Annotated in this window: 14 protein-coding genes; 9 read left to right on the top strand and 5 right to left on the bottom strand. The window is 64.4% G+C overall.

Annotated features, from left to right (window positions below):
- The first annotated feature begins 261 nt into the window (after positions 1 to 261).
- The 9 genes from ACQR0U_RS14675 (at position 262) to ACQR0U_RS14635 (ending at position 11,594) form a co-directional block, all read left to right on the top strand.
- Positions 262 to 2,451 carry a hybrid sensor histidine kinase/response regulator gene (locus ACQR0U_RS14675; RefSeq protein WP_315749693.1) on the top strand — a complete coding sequence of 730 codons (2,190 nt, stop codon included), beginning with the start codon at positions 262 to 264 and terminating at the stop codon, positions 2,449 to 2,451.
- Positions 2,448 to 2,810, top strand: a complete 363-nt coding sequence (locus ACQR0U_RS14670; protein ID WP_315749694.1) for an Hpt domain-containing protein — start codon at positions 2,448 to 2,450, stop codon at positions 2,808 to 2,810. The genes ACQR0U_RS14675 and ACQR0U_RS14670 overlap by 4 nt, the downstream gene beginning before the upstream one ends.
- Positions 2,811 to 2,973: 163 nt before the next feature.
- A complete protein-coding gene (locus ACQR0U_RS14665) occupies positions 2,974 to 3,747 on the top strand; it encodes a motility protein A (protein WP_315714499.1) in 774 nt (257 codons plus the stop codon).
- A 36-nt stretch (positions 3,748 to 3,783) separates the two neighbouring features.
- On the top strand, positions 3,784 to 4,614 hold the full coding sequence (locus tag ACQR0U_RS14660) for a flagellar motor protein MotB (protein ID WP_315714498.1): 831 nt from the start codon (positions 3,784 to 3,786) through the stop codon (positions 4,612 to 4,614).
- 279 nt (positions 4,615 to 4,893) lie between these two features.
- Positions 4,894 to 6,792 (top strand): potassium transporter Kup, encoded by a 1,899-nt coding sequence (locus ACQR0U_RS14655; RefSeq protein ID WP_315827469.1) that lies wholly within the window; start codon positions 4,894 to 4,896, stop codon positions 6,790 to 6,792.
- Positions 6,793 to 6,943: 151 nt separating this feature from the next.
- Positions 6,944 to 8,866 carry a potassium transporter Kup gene (locus ACQR0U_RS14650; protein ID WP_315749695.1) on the top strand — a complete coding sequence of 641 codons (1,923 nt, stop codon included), beginning with the start codon at positions 6,944 to 6,946 and terminating at the stop codon, positions 8,864 to 8,866.
- A gap of 108 nt (positions 8,867 to 8,974) precedes the next feature.
- Complete coding sequence (locus tag ACQR0U_RS14645; protein ID WP_434843430.1) at positions 8,975 to 9,304, top strand: rhodanese-like domain-containing protein; 330 nt, start codon at positions 8,975 to 8,977, stop codon at positions 9,302 to 9,304.
- Between the two features lie 9 nt (positions 9,305 to 9,313).
- Positions 9,314 to 10,477, top strand: coding sequence for an aminotransferase (locus ACQR0U_RS14640; protein WP_315714495.1), 1,164 nt, complete (start codon positions 9,314 to 9,316; stop codon positions 10,475 to 10,477).
- A gap of 10 nt (positions 10,478 to 10,487) precedes the next feature.
- On the top strand, positions 10,488 to 11,594 hold the full coding sequence (locus ACQR0U_RS14635) for a polyamine ABC transporter substrate-binding protein (protein ID WP_316202159.1): 1,107 nt from the start codon (positions 10,488 to 10,490) through the stop codon (positions 11,592 to 11,594).
- A 134-nt stretch (positions 11,595 to 11,728) separates the two neighbouring features.
- Here the strand turns inward: ACQR0U_RS14635 and ACQR0U_RS14630 are convergent, their stop codons facing one another.
- The 5 genes from ACQR0U_RS14630 to ACQR0U_RS14610 all read right to left on the bottom strand — a co-directional run bounded on the left by ACQR0U_RS14630 (position 11,729) and on the right by ACQR0U_RS14610 (position 16,199).
- The gene (locus ACQR0U_RS14630) at positions 11,729 to 12,106 is read right to left on the bottom strand and encodes a VOC family protein (RefSeq protein ID WP_315714493.1); all 378 of its coding nucleotides are present in this window, start codon (positions 12,104 to 12,106) and stop codon (positions 11,729 to 11,731) included.
- Between the two features lie 158 nt (positions 12,107 to 12,264).
- On the bottom strand, positions 12,265 to 13,197 hold the full coding sequence (locus ACQR0U_RS14625) for a lipid A biosynthesis lauroyl acyltransferase (RefSeq protein ID WP_316173961.1): 933 nt from the start codon (positions 13,195 to 13,197) through the stop codon (positions 12,265 to 12,267).
- Positions 13,198 to 13,213: 16 nt separating this feature from the next.
- Positions 13,214 to 14,488: a beta-ketoacyl-ACP synthase gene (locus ACQR0U_RS14620; RefSeq protein ID WP_409977896.1), complete on the bottom strand. Its 1,275-nt coding sequence runs from the start codon at positions 14,486 to 14,488 to the stop codon at positions 13,214 to 13,216.
- 38 nt (positions 14,489 to 14,526) lie between these two features.
- A complete protein-coding gene (locus ACQR0U_RS14615; RefSeq protein ID WP_316171234.1) occupies positions 14,527 to 15,732 on the bottom strand; it encodes a beta-ketoacyl-ACP synthase in 1,206 nt (401 codons plus the stop codon).
- On the bottom strand, positions 15,729 to 16,199 hold the full coding sequence (locus ACQR0U_RS14610) for a 3-hydroxyacyl-ACP dehydratase FabZ family protein (RefSeq protein ID WP_315714490.1): 471 nt from the start codon (positions 16,197 to 16,199) through the stop codon (positions 15,729 to 15,731). The genes ACQR0U_RS14615 and ACQR0U_RS14610 overlap by 4 nt, the downstream gene beginning before the upstream one ends.
- Between the last annotated feature and the right edge of the window lie 9 nt (positions 16,200 to 16,208).

Genomic DNA, 16,208 nt, shown 5'->3' with positions numbered 1-16,208 from the left:
GAGCCGTACCGCGCGGCGGTGCGGCCCGCCGGCCTTGCGCAGGGCGCTCGCCGAACTGCGACGCTGCAACCGCATCCGGATGACTACGGGGTGACGGCTGACCCTCCGCCGAAAATATCGCACACGGTGACGAATTACCCGCAAACAGGCCGGAATTCGCCGAAGGTTGAGCGGCCGTCGCTCGTTGAGAAGATTTTATCCATCAAGCTTTACCTGATGGCTAGCCTGTCCCGATAGGCATGTCGCCCGAGGGCGAAGGACATGCGCAGGCTGATATCGAAATCCGGGCCGTTGTTCGGGCGGCTCGACCGGACCGTCGACAAGATGGTTCGGCTGATCGGACATTTCGGCAGCGCCGCGATCGGCCTCTCGGCGATCGCCCTGGTGTGGGCCGGCATCTTCTACACCATCTCTGAAGAGTATACGCGCACCGAGCAGTCGGCGCTTAAGAACGGCGCCAATCTGGCCCGCGCGTTCGAGGAGCAGATCATCCGCTCGATCCGCGCGGCAGATCAGACCTTGCTCTACGTCCGCGACTCCTATGCCAGGGACCCGCACAACTTCGACATGTCGCTATGGTCGAAGAACAGCCAGTTCCTGTCCGACTTCTCGTTTCAGGTCGTCGTGATCGGCAAGGACGGCATCATGCTGTCAAGCAACATCGATCCGAAGATGCGGGGCCTCGACCTGCGCGACCGCGAGCACTTCCGCGTTCATGTCGACGGCAAGGATGATTTTCTCTTCATCAGCAAGCCGATCTTCGGCCGTGTCTCCAACAAATGGTCGATCCAGTTGACCCGCCGCATCATCATGCCGGACGGTTCGTTCGGCGGCGTCGTGGTGGTCTCGCTCGACCCCGAATATCTGTCGAGCTTCTACAATTCGGTCGATCTCGGCAAGAAGGGCAATGTCACACTGCTCGGTCTCGACGGCATCGTGCGCGCACGGGCCTCTGCGGGTCCAGGGGGCGTCGGATCCTCGCTCGCCGGCAGCCCGGTGATGAGCGCCATTCAGCACAGAAGCAGCGGCTTCTACACCTTCAAAAGTCTGATCGACGGCGTCACGCGCATCTACTCGTTCCAGCGCATCAATGATCTGCCGCTGGTGGTCATCGTCGGTCAGGCCTTCGAGGAGATCTTCAGCGCCTTCAAGCTCAACCGCGATCGTGATCTGCTGGTCGGAGCGTTGCTGACGGTGGTCATCGGCATCATCACGATCCTGATTGCGCGCTATCAGGCGGGGCTTGCCGCCTCGCGTGATGCCGCCGAGGCAGGTACGCGGGCGCGCTCCGAATTCCTGGCGATGATGAGCCATGAGATACGCACGCCGATGAACGGCGTCATCGGCCTTGCCGATCTCTTGCTGTCGGCGGACCTCGCGCCGGAGCAGCGCAAGATCGCGACCACCTTGCGCGAGTCGGCCGACTATCTGTTGCAGCTGCTCAACGACGTCCTCGACTTCTCCAAGCTCGATGCCGATCGTCTGGAGATCGAGCACATCGAGTTCGACCTGCACCGGTCGGTGACGGCGACCGCCGAGCTGCTGGTGTCCCGCGCCAAGGAAAAGGGTCTGCAGCTGACGACCTCGATCGCGCCGGAGGTGCCGAACTACGTGGTCGGCGATCCCGCGCGATTGCGCCAGGTGCTGTTCAACCTGGTCGGCAATGCGCTCAAATTCACCGAATCGGGCGGCGTCCATATCGATGTCCGTGCCGAGAACCTTGCCGGGCCGCACCTGACGCTGGTGTTCTCGATCGCCGATACCGGCGTCGGCATTCCCGCAGACGCCGTCAGCCGGCTGTTCAAGCAGTTCTCGCAGGTCGACAATTCCATCTCGCGCCGCTTTGGCGGCACCGGTCTGGGGCTCGCAATCTGCAAGCGCCTCGTCACCTGCATGGGCGGCGACATCACGGTGCAGAGCAAGGTGGGGGAGGGAAGCACCTTCACCTTCTCGATCCAGGTCCAGACGCAGCCGGACGTCGAGCAGGTGAGCGCGCCCGAGGCGACCATCGTGCCGGTCGGTGAGACGATCGCCGAGGAACGTCCGGGCAGCCTCGAGCCGCTGAAGATCCTCGTTGCCGAGGACAATCTGACCAATCAGTTCGTCATCAAGAAGCTCCTGGACAAGCTCGGTCACCGCTACGACATCGTCGAGAACGGAACCCAGGCGATCGCGGCCGTGCAGAGGCAGGCCTACGATCTCGTGCTGATGGACATGATGATGCCCGAGATGGACGGGCTGACGGCGACGCGGATGATCCGCTCGCTGCCGCCGCCCGCCCAGGACATCTACATTGTTGCCCTGACGGCCAACGCCACCAGCCAGGATCATCTGGCTTGCACGGACGCCGGCATGAACGACTTCGTGACCAAGCCGGTCACGCGCGATCGACTGAATGCCGCTCTGCTTCGCGCGGCCGCTGCTACACACAAGGAAAGGCTTGTCGCATGACCGACTGGGTGCAATTCGACGAATCCGTCTATCAGATCCTGGTCTCCGAGCTCGGCGAAGAGGATGCGCTGGAGGTCCTGCGCACGTTCCTCGACGATACGTCCGGAAAGTTCGGCACGCTTGCGGCCAAGTTCGAGGATCGCCTCGAACTGAGGCGTGAGGCGCATTCGATCAAGAGCTCGTCGGCGACGTTCGGTTTCTCGGCGCTGTCGCGCCTGTCGCGCGAACTCGAGGTGGGATCGGCGACGATGGAGCCGGCGCAGATGCTGGAGATGGTCCACAAGATGCAGCGATCATTCGATCAGTCGGCCGTCTTCGCCGCGGCGAACCTGCTCAAGTCCGGATCCTCAGCCGCTTGAGCGAGTCGGCGTGGTCTGCGGCGCTGCTGTTTACGTTTCATTATGCCTACCGAATTCAGTAACTCGTCCTTAATGGCGGACATCTAGTCTCGTGACATGCGGTCCAGAAGCACCGCGTCGGTCCGGCAGGGTCGTGGTTTGCGTACGCGGGTGGAGTTGACTCATGGATATTATGACGAGTGCGGGGCTCGTGGCTGGCGTGATCGTCATCGCGACGATGATGCTGCTGGGCGGCGATCTCGAGATGTTCGTCAGCGAGCACGCCGCAATCATCATCTTCGGCGGTTCGATCGCAGCCACCATGATTCGCTTCCCGCTGGGCGTTATGCTGCACGGCGTTCCGCTTGGAATGAAGTACGCTTTCACCATGAGCCGTCTGTCGGCCCGCGAGCTCGTCGACGAGCTCGCCCGCATTGCCGAGATCGCGCGCAAGCAGGGCCCGGTCGGCCTGGAAAAGGTCGAGACCGACGAGCCGTTCCTCGCCAAGGGAATCCGCTACGTGGCCGACGGCTACGACCTCGAATTCATCCGCGACAATCTCGAGCGTGACCGCGACAATTTCCTGATGCACCTCGACGAAGGCAGCAAGATCTATCGCGCCATCGGCGACTGCGCCCCGGCGTTCGGCATGGTCGGCACGCTGATCGGCATGGTGCAGATGTTCGCCAACATGACCGACCCCTCGAAGCTCGGCCCGTTCATGGCGACCGCGCTGCTCGCGACCCTGTACGGCGCGTTGGTGTCGAACCTGATCTGTCTGCCGATCGCCGACAAGCTGCATGGCAAGCTGCTGGACGAGGAAACCAACCGGACGCTGATCATCGACGGAATCCTGATGATCCGCGACTCCAAGAGCCCCGCCCTGGTCCGCGAAATGCTCCTGGCCTATCTGCCTGAGAAGCATCGCCACGCCGAAGGCGAGCCCGTGCCGGCCTGATCGGCTGCGGCGGGGCGATCCGGGGTGGGGTAGGCAATGGCCAAGAAGAAGAGGGGCGATGCGCATGGCGGCGGTCACGGCTGGTTCGTGACCTTTGCCGACCTGATGGGACTTCTGGTCAGCTTCTTCGTGATGCTGGTCGCGTTCTCGACCATGGACAACAACAAGCTGAAAGTCGTCGCAGGCTCGATGCGCGACGCCTTCGGCGTGCAGTCCGAGTCGCGCTATTCGGGCATCGTGGAATCCGACGGCCTGCCGACCCGGCCGAAGCTCAAGAACGCCGCCCACATCTCGCCGGAGGAGACCGCGCGCGAGCCCAGCCCCGAGCAGGAGGAGCGCCAGCATACCAATGGCGCCAAGCTGAAGATCGATCGCCAGTTCGCGCTGGCGTCTGCCTCGCTGCGTCAGGCGCTGCAGGACATGCCGGAGATGACCGAGATCTCCAAGCACATCATGTTCGAAGAGACCAAGCAGGGGCTCAACCTGGAGATCGTCGACCAGGACGGGCGGTCGATGTTCGCGGATGGCTCGAAGGTGCCCTTCGACCGCACGCGACGCCTGATCGAGAAGCTGGCCGCACCGCTCAAGGCGACACCGCTTCGGGTCCAGATCACCGGGCACACGGCCGCCGGCTTCGTTCCCGCCCGGAGCGATTATGATGGTTTCGACCTGTCGGCGGACCGCGCCAACGCAGTACGCCAGATCCTGGAGCGGGAAGGGTTGCCGGCGAGCCACATCTACGCGGTCTCCGGCAAGGCGGATAGCCAGCCACTGTTCCCGGACGATCCCTCGCTGGCCGCCAACCGCCGCGTGACGATCACCTTGATGCGGGAAGACCCGCCATTGCCGCCCGATCTGAAGCCGTAGCCGGGACGCTTTGCCTCCCGCATCATATTGCCGCACGGGCGCCTGCGAACGGCAACGAAGAGCATCAGCAGCCACTTGATTCGCCTGAGGCAGATCCGACATCTGCCTCAGGATGCTTGGGCTAAAGGCACTTGCCGCGATGCGGCATGCGACATCTGTGTCAGCCGTGCCGTTTGGTTGCGGGCTGGGAACATAGGTCTGCTTACGGTAGAGACTTGACCTGCGAACGGTCTACGTTCACACGCGCCGGGCCAAACAGGGAAGATGCGTTCCGAGCACATGACGGCCAGCGCGACATCGACCGAAGGACAGGACACCGCGAGCACGTCGGGGTTCTGGGGGCTGACGCTAGGCAGCATCGGCGTGGTGTTCGGAGACATCGGCACCTCGCCCCTCTACGCCTTTCGCGAGGCCGCGCACGGCGCTGCTCAGGGGCACCCGGTGTCGCGGATCATCGTGCTCGGCGTGCTCTCGCTGATCCTCTGGTCGCTGTTCATCGTGGTGACAGCCAAATACGTCCTGCTGCTGCTCCGCGCCGACAATAACGGCGAGGGCGGAACGCTGTCGCTGATGGCGCTCGGACAGCGGGCTTTGGGTCGGCGCAGCCTGTTCCTGATGTCGCTGGGCGTGATCGGCGCTTCGATGTTCATCGGAGACTCGATGATCACACCGGCGATCTCGGTGTTGTCGGCGGTCGAAGGCCTCAAGCTCGCCGCGCCTGCGCTCGAGCATTATGTCGTGCCGCTGACCGTGTTCATCCTGGTCGTGCTGTTCGCGGTCCAGAGCAAGGGGACGGCGCGCGTCGCCTCCGCCTTCGGCCCGGTCATGGTCACGTGGTTCACCGCCCTCGCCGTGATGGGGCTGGTCCACATCCGCGACGACCCCTCGGTGCTCGCGGCGATCAATCCCTACTATGCGGTGCAGTTTCTGCTCTCGCACGGCACGATCGGCCTGGTCACCCTGGGCGCGGTGTTCCTCGCGGTCACCGGCGGCGAGGCGCTCTATGCAGATCTCGGTCATTTCGGCCGCAAGCCGATCCAGTCGGCCTGGCTGTTCTTCGTGCTTCCGGCGCTGCTGATCAACTATTTCGGGCAGGGCGCCCTGGTGCTGTCCGATCCGGCCGCGATCGAGAATTCGTTCTACCGGATGGTGCCTGAACTGTTGCTGCTGCCGCTGGTGGTGCTGGCCACCGCCGCGACTGTCATCGCGAGCCAGGCCGTGATCACGGGCGCATATTCGCTGGTCAGCCAGGCGGTCCAGCTCGGTCTGCTGCCGCGTTTCGAGGTGCGCTATACGTCGGAGAGCCATGCCGGCCAGATCTATCTGCCGCGGGTCAACCGGCTGCTGCTGATCGGCGTGCTGCTGCTGGTCCTGCTGTTCCGGACCTCGAGCAATCTCGCCTCCGCCTACGGCATCGCAGTGTCCACCACCATGGTCGCCGACGGCATCATGGGCTTCGTGGTGATCTGGAAGCTGTGGAACTTGCGTGCGGCCGTGGCGGCTGCCGTGATCGCTCCCTTCGTCATCGTCGATATGACCTTCTTCAGCGCCAACCTGCTGAAGCTCCTCGAAGGAGCCTGGGTTCCGCTGCTGTTCGGTGCCGCGATGGTCGTGACGATCTGGACCTGGCGGCGTGGTTCGGCGATCTTGGTGCTCAAGACGCGCAAGATCGAGGTTCCGCTGGATGACCTGATCACCAGCCTGGAGAAGAGGCCTCCTCACATCGTCAAGGGCACGGCGGTGTTTCTCACGAGCGATCCGACCTCGGTGCCGACCGCATTGCTGCACAATCTCAAGCACAACAAGGTGCTGCACGAGCACAACGTGATCCTGACCATCGAGACCGCACAGACGCCGCGGGTCGATGTCTCGGAGCGCGTGCGCATGGAGAAGATCAGCGAGAAGTTTTCCAAGGTGCGGCTGCGCTTCGGATTCATGGAATCCCCGAATGTACCGCGCGCGCTCGCGGTGGCGCGCAAGCTCGGCTGGCAGTTCGACATCATGTCCACGTCGTTCTTCGTCTCGCGCCGCTCGTTGAAGCCATCGTCCCAGTCGGGTATGCCGACCTGGCAGGACCATCTCTTCATTGGTCTGAGCCGGTCGGCCAACGACGCCACGGACTATTTCCAGATTCCCACGGGCCGGGTCGTCGAGGTGGGTACCCAGGTAACGATTTGATCGGTTGGTCTTCCCTGACGTCTCATGTATGCCTAAATGCATGGCTGAGGCGCATTCCCGACAGGTCCGTCGCAACGCGCTGCCGCTATAAGCCGCGCGCTCTGCCGCGTTGTGCAGTGAAGCATTAACGAGTCCTCGAGGGGGCTACCCCATGACAGTCGACGTCGCAGCTACGCCCGCGGAAGCGCCGGCGACCAACGGGCATGGCAACGCCCATTCCACGGCGAGCTTCGCGGCGCTGACACTGGGAAGCATCGGTGTCGTCTATGGCGACATCGGCACCAGCCCGCTGTACGCGTTGCGCGAAGCGGTCATGGCTGCGAGCAGCAGCGGCGAACCTGCGCCTCACGCCGTGATGGGGGTGATCTCGCTCATCCTGTGGGCTCTCATCGTCGTCGTGACCCTCAAATACGTCGTGATCCTGCTGCGCGCCGACAACCACGGCGAGGGCGGAACGCTGGCGCTGATGGCCCTCGCCCAGCGCGCGGTCACGCGCGGAGCCAGCGTCATCGTTCTGCTCGGTATCGTCAGCGGCGCGCTGTTCTATGGCGACGCGGTGATCACGCCGGCCCTGTCCGTCCTGTCGGCGATCGAGGGCATCAAGCTGGTGACGGCGGCGTTCGATCCCTACGTCGTGCCGCTCACGGTCATCATCCTGGTCATGCTGTTCGCGGTCCAGGTGCGCGGCACGGCCAAGGTGGCGGCGTTCTTCGGCCCGATCATGCTGATCTGGTTCCTGGTGATCGGGATCGCGGCGTTGCCGCCGATCCTGCACCATCCGGAGGTGCTGTGGGCGATCAACCCGCTGCATGCCGTGACCTTCATGCTGCATCACGGGATCATCGGCTTCATCACGCTCGGCGCGGTGTTCCTGGCCGTCACCGGCGCCGAGGCGCTGTATGCCGACCTCGGCCATTTCGGCAAGCGGCCGATCCAGACCGCCTGGCTGTTCATCGTGCTGCCGTCGCTGGCGCTCAACTATCTGGGGCAGGGGGCGCTGGTGATCGCCGACGCGAAGGCGATCGAGAACCCGTTCTTCCTGATGTTCCCGGATTGGGCGCTGATCCCGATGGTCGCGCTCGCCACCATGGCGACCGTCATCGCGAGCCAGGCCGTCATCACCGGTGCCTATTCGCTGACCCGGCAGGCGATCCAGCTCGGCCTGCTGCCGCGCTTCGAGATCCGTCACACCTCCGAAGCGCATTCGGGCCAGATCTACATTCCGCGCATCAACAAGCTGCTGCTGATCTCCGTCATGCTGCTCGTGCTGATGTTCAAGTCGTCCAGCGCGCTGGCCTCGGCCTACGGCATCTCGGTCACCGGCACCATGGTCGTGACGGCCATGATGGGCTTCGTCGTGATCTGGAAGGTCTGGCGGTGGTCGCCGTTCGCGGCCGCCGCGCTGATTGCGCCGTTCCTGTTCCTGGACCTGACCTTCCTGGCGGCGAACCTCCTGAAGGTGTTCGAAGGCGGCTGGGTGCCGCTGGCGCTGGGCGGCTTCGTGATGACGCTGATGTACACGTGGCGGCGCGGCAGCCGGCTCTTGTTCGACAAGTCGCGCAAGCTCGAATTCCCGCTCGCCGATCTCGTGACCATGCTTGAGAAGCGTCCGCCGCAGCGGGTGGCCGGTACGGCCGTGTTCCTGACCAGCGATCCCTTGAGCGCGCCGACCGCGCTGATGCACAGCCTCAAGCACTACAAGGTGCTGCACGAAAAGAACGTGATCCTGACGATCGAGACCGCGCCGACGCCGCGCATCGAGCCGTCCGAACGCGTTCGCCTCGAGCAGATCAGTCCGACGTTTTCCAAGGTGACGTTGCGCTTCGGCTTCATGGAATCGCCCAACGTGCCGCGCGCCCTGGCGATCGCGCGCAAGCTCGGCTGGCAGTTCGACATCATGTCGACCTCGTTCTTCCTGTCGCGCCGTGCGCTGAAGCCGGCTGCGCATTCAGGCATGCCGCGCTGGCAGGATCACCTGTTCATCTCGATGAGCCGCTCCGCCAACGATGCGACCGACTATTTCCAGATCCCGAGCGGGCGGGTGGTGGAGGTCGGCACCCAGGTCACGATCTGAGCTCGAGACCCATCCCGTCAGCGTGCCGAAGCGCTTGATTTTCGCAGCGTCTGGGGTGAGTTTGGCGGCCGGATCAGGGCCGATACGGCCCCGCTGAAGGCTTGGAGGATGGGCGTGGCTGTTGTGCACGATTTGACCCCGCAGGACGTGGCCCAGGGGATCGCGGAAGGGCGAATTCTTCTGGTTGACGTGCGCGAGCCGAATGAAGTTTCCGCGGAAGCCTATCCCGACGGCGTCGTCGTTCCGCTGTCGGGCTTCGACCCGAAGCTGATCCCGGATCCCCAAGGCAAGGACGTCGTGTTCGCCTGCCGCTCCGGCAAGCGCTCGGTGACGGCATCGCTCGCCGCGCAGGTCGCCGGGCTGCCCTACGACAAGCATCTCCAGGGCGGTATGCTCGGCTGGAAGGCGGCCGGCCTGCCGACCAGGACCGGCGGCTGACAGGCGATCATGATCTCGCAGAACAAGGTCTTCGCCGACCTGCCCGTCACCATTTTCGAGCAGATGTCGCAGCTCGCGCGCGACAACGACGCCATCAATCTGGGGCAGGGCTTTCCGGACGATCCGGGCCCGGAGGATATCCGCCGCGCCGCAGCCGACGCGGTGCTCAACGGCTATAATCAGTATCCGTCGATGATGGGCCTGCCGGAGCTGCGCCAGGCCATCGCCGCGCACTACAAGCACTGGCACAAGCTCGATCTCGATCCGATGAGCGAGGTCATGGTCACCTCCGGCGGCACCGAAGCGCTGACGTCGGCGATCCTGTCGGTGGTCGAGCCGGGCGACGAGGTGATCTGCTTTCAGCCGGTCTATGATTCCTATCTGCCGATCATCCGCCAGGCCGGCGGCATTCCGCGCCTCGTCCGCCTCGAGCCGCCGCATTGGCGGCTCTCGGAGGAGATGCTGCGGCAGGCGTTCTCACCAAAGACCAAGGCGGTACTGTTCAACAACCCGCTCAACCCGGCCGCGGTGGTCTACCCGCGCGAGGACCTCGAGCTGTTGGCACGCTTCTGCCAGGAGTTCGACGCGGTCGCGATCTGCGACGAGGTCTGGGAGCACGTCGTGTTCGACGGCCGCGCGCACATTCCGCTGATCGCGATTCCCGGGATGCGCGACCGCACCATCAAGGTCGGCTCGGCAGGCAAGATCTTCTCGTTGACGGGCTGGAAGATCGGCTTCGTCTGCGCCGCGCCGCATCTGTTGCGCGTGGCCGCCAAGGTGCATCAATTCCTGACCTTCACGACCGCGCCGAACCTGCAGGTCGCGGTCGCCTACGGCCTCGGCAAGTCGGACGACTATTTCGTCAACATGCGCAGCGAGCTTGCGCGCAGCCGCGACCGGCTCACGGCCGGTCTCGAAAGCCTGGGCTTTCCCGTGCTGAAGGCGCAGGGAACCTACTTCCTGACCGTCGACCTTTCGCCGCTCGGCCTCAACGAGACCGACGAGCAGTTCTGCCGCCGTATCGTCCACGACTACAAGGTGGCCGCCATCCCGGTGTCGGCGTTCTACGAGACGGATGCCGTGACCTCCGTGGTGCGGTTCTGCTTTGCCAAGAAGGACGCAACCCTGGATACGGCGCTGGAGCGCCTGTCGGACGCCATCCACCGGCGCTAGGAGACAAGTGATGACGCGCGGCTGCATGGGTTCGGCTCTGGCGCTGGCCGTCGCGGCGTTGACGCTTTCCGTACCGGCGGGGCGCGCCGAGGAGCGCGTCGTCAACTTCTACAACTGGTCGAACTACATGGCGCCCGGTGTCCTTGACGACTTCACCAAGGAGACCGGCATCAAGGTGGTCTACGACACGTTCGACGCCAACGAGACCCTGGAGACGCGGCTGCTCGCCGGCAAATCCGGCTACGACGTCGTGGTGCCGACCGCGTACTTCCTGCAGCGCCAGATCAAGGCAAAAATCTTCCAGCCGCTCGACAAGTCGAAGCTGCCGAATCTCGCCAATGCCTGGCCTGTCGTGACCGAGCGTCTCGCCACCTACGATCCCGGCAATCAGTTCGCCGTCAACTACATGTGGGGCACGACCGGGATCGGCTACAACGTCAAGGCGGTCGAGAAGATCCTGGGTCCCGGCGCGCGGATCGACAGCTGGGACATGGTGTTCAAGCCGGAGAACCTCGCCAAGTTCAAGGATTGCGGAGTCCACATGCTGGATTCCGCCGACGACATCTTTCCGGCCGCGCTGAACTATCTCGGCATCGACCCGAACTCGACCAAGCAGGCCGACCTGGAGAAGGCGGCCGAGGTGGTCGGCAAGGTCGCACCATCGGTGCGCAAGTTTCATTCGTCGGAATATCTCAGCGCGCTCGCCACCGGCGAGATCTGCCTCGTCGTCGGTTGGTCCGGCGATATCATGCAGGCGAGGAGCCGTGCCCAGGAAGCGAAGAACGGCATCGAGATCGGCTATGCGATCCCGAAAGAGGGCGCACAGATGTTCTTCGACAATTTTGCCATTCCCGCCGACGCCCAGCACGTCGCCGAAGCCTATGCGCTGATCAACTACCTCTACCGCCCCGAGGTCGCGGCGAAGAACTCGGACTTCCTGTCCTACGCCAACGGCAACCTCGCCAGCCAGAAGCTGATCGACCCGAAGATCCTTGGCGACAAGAACATCTATCCGGACGACGCGACCTTGAAGAAGCTGTTCGTCATCACCGCCCGTGAGCCGGCGACGCAGCGGATCATCAACCGGCTCTGGACCAAGGTGAAGACGGGCAGGTGATGACTCCCGTCATTCCGGGATGGTGCGCAAGCACCAGACCCGGAATCTCGAGATTCCGGGTTCGATGCTGCGCATCGCCCCGGAATGACGAGACTTGATCGCTTGGTTTGATCTGACAAATCGGTTGAGATCGATCACGTCATCCGGTGCATCGCGCAGAGCTTGTTGCCGTCGAGGTCGCGCAGGTAGGCGAGATACAGCTTGCCGGCCGAACCTTCACGAACACCGGGCGGGTTTTCGCAGGTGGTGCCGCCGGCTTCGAGCCCCGCCGCATGCCAGGCGTCGGCCTGTTCGGGCGAGCTGCAGGCAAAGCCGATGGTGCCGCCATTGGCAGGGGTCGCGGGCTGGCCGTTGATCGGCTTCGACACCGAGAAGATGCCGGTCGGTGTGATGTAGAAAATGCGGTGGCCGTCGACCCTGGCGGGGCGCACGCCCAGCGTCCCCAGCAGCTTGTCGTAGAAGGCCTTGGCCTTGTCGAGGTCGTTGGTGCCGATCATCACGTGCGAAAACATTCGCGCTTGTCCTCCCTGGAGCTTCCGAACAGCCGTCGGATACGCGGCAAAGGTAGCGAGCGGCGATGGAAGAGGTAAGAGTTTTCTTCGAATGGCCCGTCAGCGGTAGAAGATGCTGCAGTCCCACTTCCTCGTGGTGGAATTTGCCCGGGCGCCGACTACCGCCAGCGCCGGTGCAGCCAGAGCCATTGCTCGGGATATTCGCGGACCCAACTCTCGACGACGTCGGTGACCGCCTGCGTCGTGCCCTGGATGTCGATCTGACCGTCGGCCGTCCGTACCGGCTTCACTTCCTCCGATACTTCGGCGCGGAAGCGATTGCCGGGAAGGCGGATGATGCGGACGCCGTGCACGGGGCATTCGACCTGGCGTAACAGACGGGCCAGCATCGGATTGGCGCGGGTCTTGCGGCCGAAGAAGGTGACCTCCACGCCGCCGGTCAGGTACTGATCGACCAGCATCGCGACGTGCTGGCCGTTCTTGAGCGCCTGTGCCAGCCGCAGCGGCGCATCGCGGCCGGCCGGGACGAGTGTGCCCATCTTGACCTGCCGTATCTCCTGGATGATGCGGTCGGCGGCGGCGATGTTGGGTCGACGATAAAGGATCGCCGTATCGAGCTTATGGGCGACCGCCGCCAGCGCCGGCATCTCCCAATTGGCGAGATGGCTGGCAAAGATCAGGGCTGGCTTGCCGTCGAGACGGAGCTGATGAAACAGCTCATGGGTGCGCGGCGACAGCTCGATCCGGCTGCGCTCGGGATGCGCCTCGTCGTAATCCCAGATCTTGTCGAGATGGGCGAACTCGGCGCCGACGCGGCCGAGATTGTCCCACACGCCGGCGAGGATTCTCTCGATCTCCTCGGGCGATTTCTCCGGGAAGGCCGCGGTGAGATTGTCGCGACCAATGCGCTGCTCGCGCAGGCGTGGCCCGATCATCTGCGCAATGCGCGCGAAGCGGTCGGCCGTCTTCTGCGGGTCGAAATAGCGCGTGGTCCTGAGCATTCCGACCGTCAGCGCGCCGACGGCGGAAGCCCCGGCCGACTTCACGGCTCGGCGGATCACGAGCTTGGTCCGGAGGGGCAGGAGACTCATCGATGGCAGCGGCGGATCAGGCCGGTTCGCGCGTCAGGATCAGCGAGGCGTTCTGGCCGCCGAAGCCGAACGAATTCGACATCACGGTGGTGACACGCGCATCGCGGGCCTTGTTGCCGACGACGTCGAACAGGATCGCGGGATCCGGAATGTCGTAGTTGATGGTCGGCGGAATGCGCTGATGCTCGAGCGTCTGCAGCGAGAAGATCGCCTCGACCGCGCCGGCTGCCGAGATCGTGTGGCCGACCATCGACTTGTTCGACGACACTGGAATCTTGCTGGTGTGCTCGCCGAACACGGCGGAGACGCCGACATATTCCATCTTGTCGTTCTCGGGCGTGGCGGTGCCGTGGGCATTGATATGGTCGATCTGCTCAGGGGCCATGCCGGCATCGGCTAGCGCCTTGCGGATGCAGCCGATGATCGGCTTGCCGTCCGGCGAGGAACGGGTGCGGTGGAAGGAGTCGGTCAGCTCGCCGCAGCCAGCGACGACGCCGAGGATCTTGGCGCCGCGCGCCACGGCCGCGTCGTAGCTTTCCAGCACCAGCGCGCCGGCGCCCTCGGCCATCACGAAGCCATCGCGGTTCTTGGAAAACGGCTTGGAGGCGGCCTGCGGCGGGTCGTTCTGGGTCGACAGCGCCGACAGCAGCGAGAAGCGCACGAGCCCTTCCGGATTGACCGAGCCTTCGGTGGCGGCGCATAGCGCGACGTCAGTCTCACCGCGTCGGATGGCTTCGACGCCGAGCTGGATCGCGGTCGCGCCGGAGGCGCAGGCGGTCGACAGCGAGATCGGCGAGCCCTTGGTGCCGAAGGTGTCGGACAGCGAATCGGCGACCGAGCCGAACAGGAAGCGGTGGTGATAGTTGACGAACTTGCCGCCGCCGCAGACCTTCAGCAGGTCGTCATAGGTGAACTGAGTGCCGCCAACCTCGTGCGCGAGCTCCAGACGCTGGGGCCACTCGATCTCGACCGGCGCCACGGCGAGAAACAGCGGGCCCGGAAAATCGCCCTTGCTGCCGATTCCAGCCTGCGCGATGGCTTCCTCGACAGCCATGTGACCGAGCCGCTCGGACAGTCCCGTCGACGTGAACGGCGCCACGGGGACGAAATCGACCGTGCCGGCCATGGTCGTCTTCAAGCCGTCGATCGGAAACCGCGTGATGGTGCGGATTCCGGACTCGCCGGCCACGAGCTTGTTCCAGTTATCGGACTTGCCGGCCCCAAGGGAGGTGACGATGCCCATCCCGGTCACGACCACGATGGGGCGTCCAAACTTGTCGCGTACACTCATGATGTCCCCCGTCGTGTCTTCTTAAGGCCGTGCCGCGTTCACTTGACTGCTTCGACCAAGGCCATGCCTTCGCCGCGGTAATGGCCGGCGCCGACCACCACGATCTGGGCCGGAGCATCCTTCATGTCGGTCTCCACGCCCGAGGCGTCACCCGGCGCGAACAGCGCGCCGCGCGAGATCGAGAGCGCAGCGAGCGCGAGACCGAGCGCGAACTGCGCCTCCATCGAATGGCCGAAGCGGGTCCCGCTCGAGCGCACCGCGAACGCCTTGTGATGGTCGAGGAATGCGCGCTCCTCCGACGTCACCGGCTCGGCGCCGGTCGCGCCGGTGATGATGGCGCCGGGGGCCTCGTGGACGTCGAGCGCCGACCACAGACGGTCCAGCGTTCCCGTCACCGCGCCTGCCTCCTTGCGGCGGGCGCGGTCGGCGACGACCTTGCTGAGCCGGGCCAGCGGCTTGGCGCCGCGGGCCTCGGCATGCGGCCTGGATTCCAGCACCAGGAACGCGCCGGCCGATCCGAGCGCGAAGCCCGGATGGTCCTTGCGGGACCAGACCGGCTTGAATTCGTTCTTCAGATTGTAGTCGCCGAACTCGTACAGCACGAGCAGATCCTTGCGCTCGCCATTGTGCGAGCCGCCGACCAGCGCGATGTCGCTCTGGCCGCCGGCGATGCGGGCCAAAGCGATCTTGAACGCGTCGACGCCCGCAACCTCCTCGCCCATGAAGGTGCGCGAGGTGCCGCAGACGCCGTGCGAGATCGCGATGTTGCCGGCGAGCAGGTTGGACAACTGCGCCAGGAACAGGGTCGGGCGCAGGTCGCTCATCAGCCGATCGTTCAGGAAGCCGGGCGTGCAATTGCCCTGGGCTTCCGCGTTGAGGATCGCGGTGTCGACGGAGATGTCGCGCTCACCGCCGCCCGCGGCGACGATCATGTCCATCCGCGACAGGATGTCCTTGTTGCCCTTGAGGCCGGCGGAATCCAGCGCAAGCCCGGCGGCATAGGTGCCGATGCGCTGCCACGCCTCCATCTGGCGCTGCTCCTTCTTCGGGATCTGCGCTTCCAGATTCACCTTGGCCCAGGGATGCACGATGTAGGGCGCGAAACCCTGCTCATCGACGTTGATCTGGCCGGAGTTGAGGGCGTCCCAGTTCGCATCGAGTCCCTCGCCAAGCGAGGTCGCAAGACCGATACCGGTGATCCAGACTTCGACGGGTTCGGAGGTCACGGTTGTCGTCTCACTCATCGCTGCAGGACCTGTTGCGGAAAGCCGACGCGCTCGGCGACGGCGTCCATGTGCCCGCGCAGCTCCGGATTGGGGAAGGGGACGTGACTGAAAGTGATGGTCGCATTCGAACGCAGTTTGCCGCCGACCTTCACGCGCGCTTCGGTCATGGCGTAACCGGAGCCCTCGTGCAGCACGTTGGCCTCGACGGTCAGCACCTCGCCCGGCGACACGAAGCCGCGCATCTTGGCCTCCTTGACTGCGGCAAGGAACGGCATCCGCTCGAACTTCATCAGCGCGAGCAGCAGCCAGCCCGATGTCTGCGCCATCGATTCGATCAGGAGAACGCCGGGCATGATCGGATAGCCCGGGAAATGTCCTTCGAAGATCGTGCTTTCGGTGGGGACCTTGGCTTCGACGGTGATGGTCTTCTCGTCCAGCCGAAGATCGAGAATGCGGTCGATGAGCAGGAAGTATTCGATCTGCATGGCGGGCGC

Source organism: Bradyrhizobium sp. HKCCYLRH3097 (assembly GCF_051167875.1).
Classification (GTDB): Bacteria; Pseudomonadota; Alphaproteobacteria; order Rhizobiales; family Xanthobacteraceae; genus Bradyrhizobium.
This window is presented reverse-complemented; position numbering and strand designations above follow the sequence as displayed.

Coding starts and splice junctions, on each gene's coding strand:
- ACQR0U_RS14675 (WP_315749693.1), top strand. CDS start 262: ATGCGCAGGCTGATATCGAAATCCGGGCCGTTGTTCGGGCGGCTCGAC.
- ACQR0U_RS14670 (WP_315749694.1), top strand. CDS start 2,448: ATGACCGACTGGGTGCAATTCGACGAATCCGTCTATCAGATCCTGGTC.
- ACQR0U_RS14665 (WP_315714499.1), top strand. CDS start 2,974: ATGGATATTATGACGAGTGCGGGGCTCGTGGCTGGCGTGATCGTCATC.
- ACQR0U_RS14660 (WP_315714498.1), top strand. CDS start 3,784: ATGGCCAAGAAGAAGAGGGGCGATGCGCATGGCGGCGGTCACGGCTGG.
- ACQR0U_RS14655 (WP_315827469.1), top strand. CDS start 4,894: ATGACGGCCAGCGCGACATCGACCGAAGGACAGGACACCGCGAGCACG.
- ACQR0U_RS14650 (WP_315749695.1), top strand. CDS start 6,944: ATGACAGTCGACGTCGCAGCTACGCCCGCGGAAGCGCCGGCGACCAAC.
- ACQR0U_RS14645 (WP_434843430.1), top strand. CDS start 8,975: ATGGGCGTGGCTGTTGTGCACGATTTGACCCCGCAGGACGTGGCCCAG.
- ACQR0U_RS14640 (WP_315714495.1), top strand. CDS start 9,314: ATGATCTCGCAGAACAAGGTCTTCGCCGACCTGCCCGTCACCATTTTC.
- ACQR0U_RS14635 (WP_316202159.1), top strand. CDS start 10,488: ATGACGCGCGGCTGCATGGGTTCGGCTCTGGCGCTGGCCGTCGCGGCG.
- ACQR0U_RS14630 (WP_315714493.1), bottom strand. CDS start 12,106: ATGTTTTCGCACGTGATGATCGGCACCAACGACCTCGACAAGGCCAAG.
- ACQR0U_RS14625 (WP_316173961.1), bottom strand. CDS start 13,197: ATGAGTCTCCTGCCCCTCCGGACCAAGCTCGTGATCCGCCGAGCCGTG.
- ACQR0U_RS14620 (WP_409977896.1), bottom strand. CDS start 14,488: ATGAGTGTACGCGACAAGTTTGGACGCCCCATCGTGGTCGTGACCGGG.
- ACQR0U_RS14615 (WP_316171234.1), bottom strand. CDS start 15,732: ATGAGTGAGACGACAACCGTGACCTCCGAACCCGTCGAAGTCTGGATC.
- ACQR0U_RS14610 (WP_315714490.1), bottom strand. CDS start 16,199: ATGCAGATCGAATACTTCCTGCTCATCGACCGCATTCTCGATCTTCGG.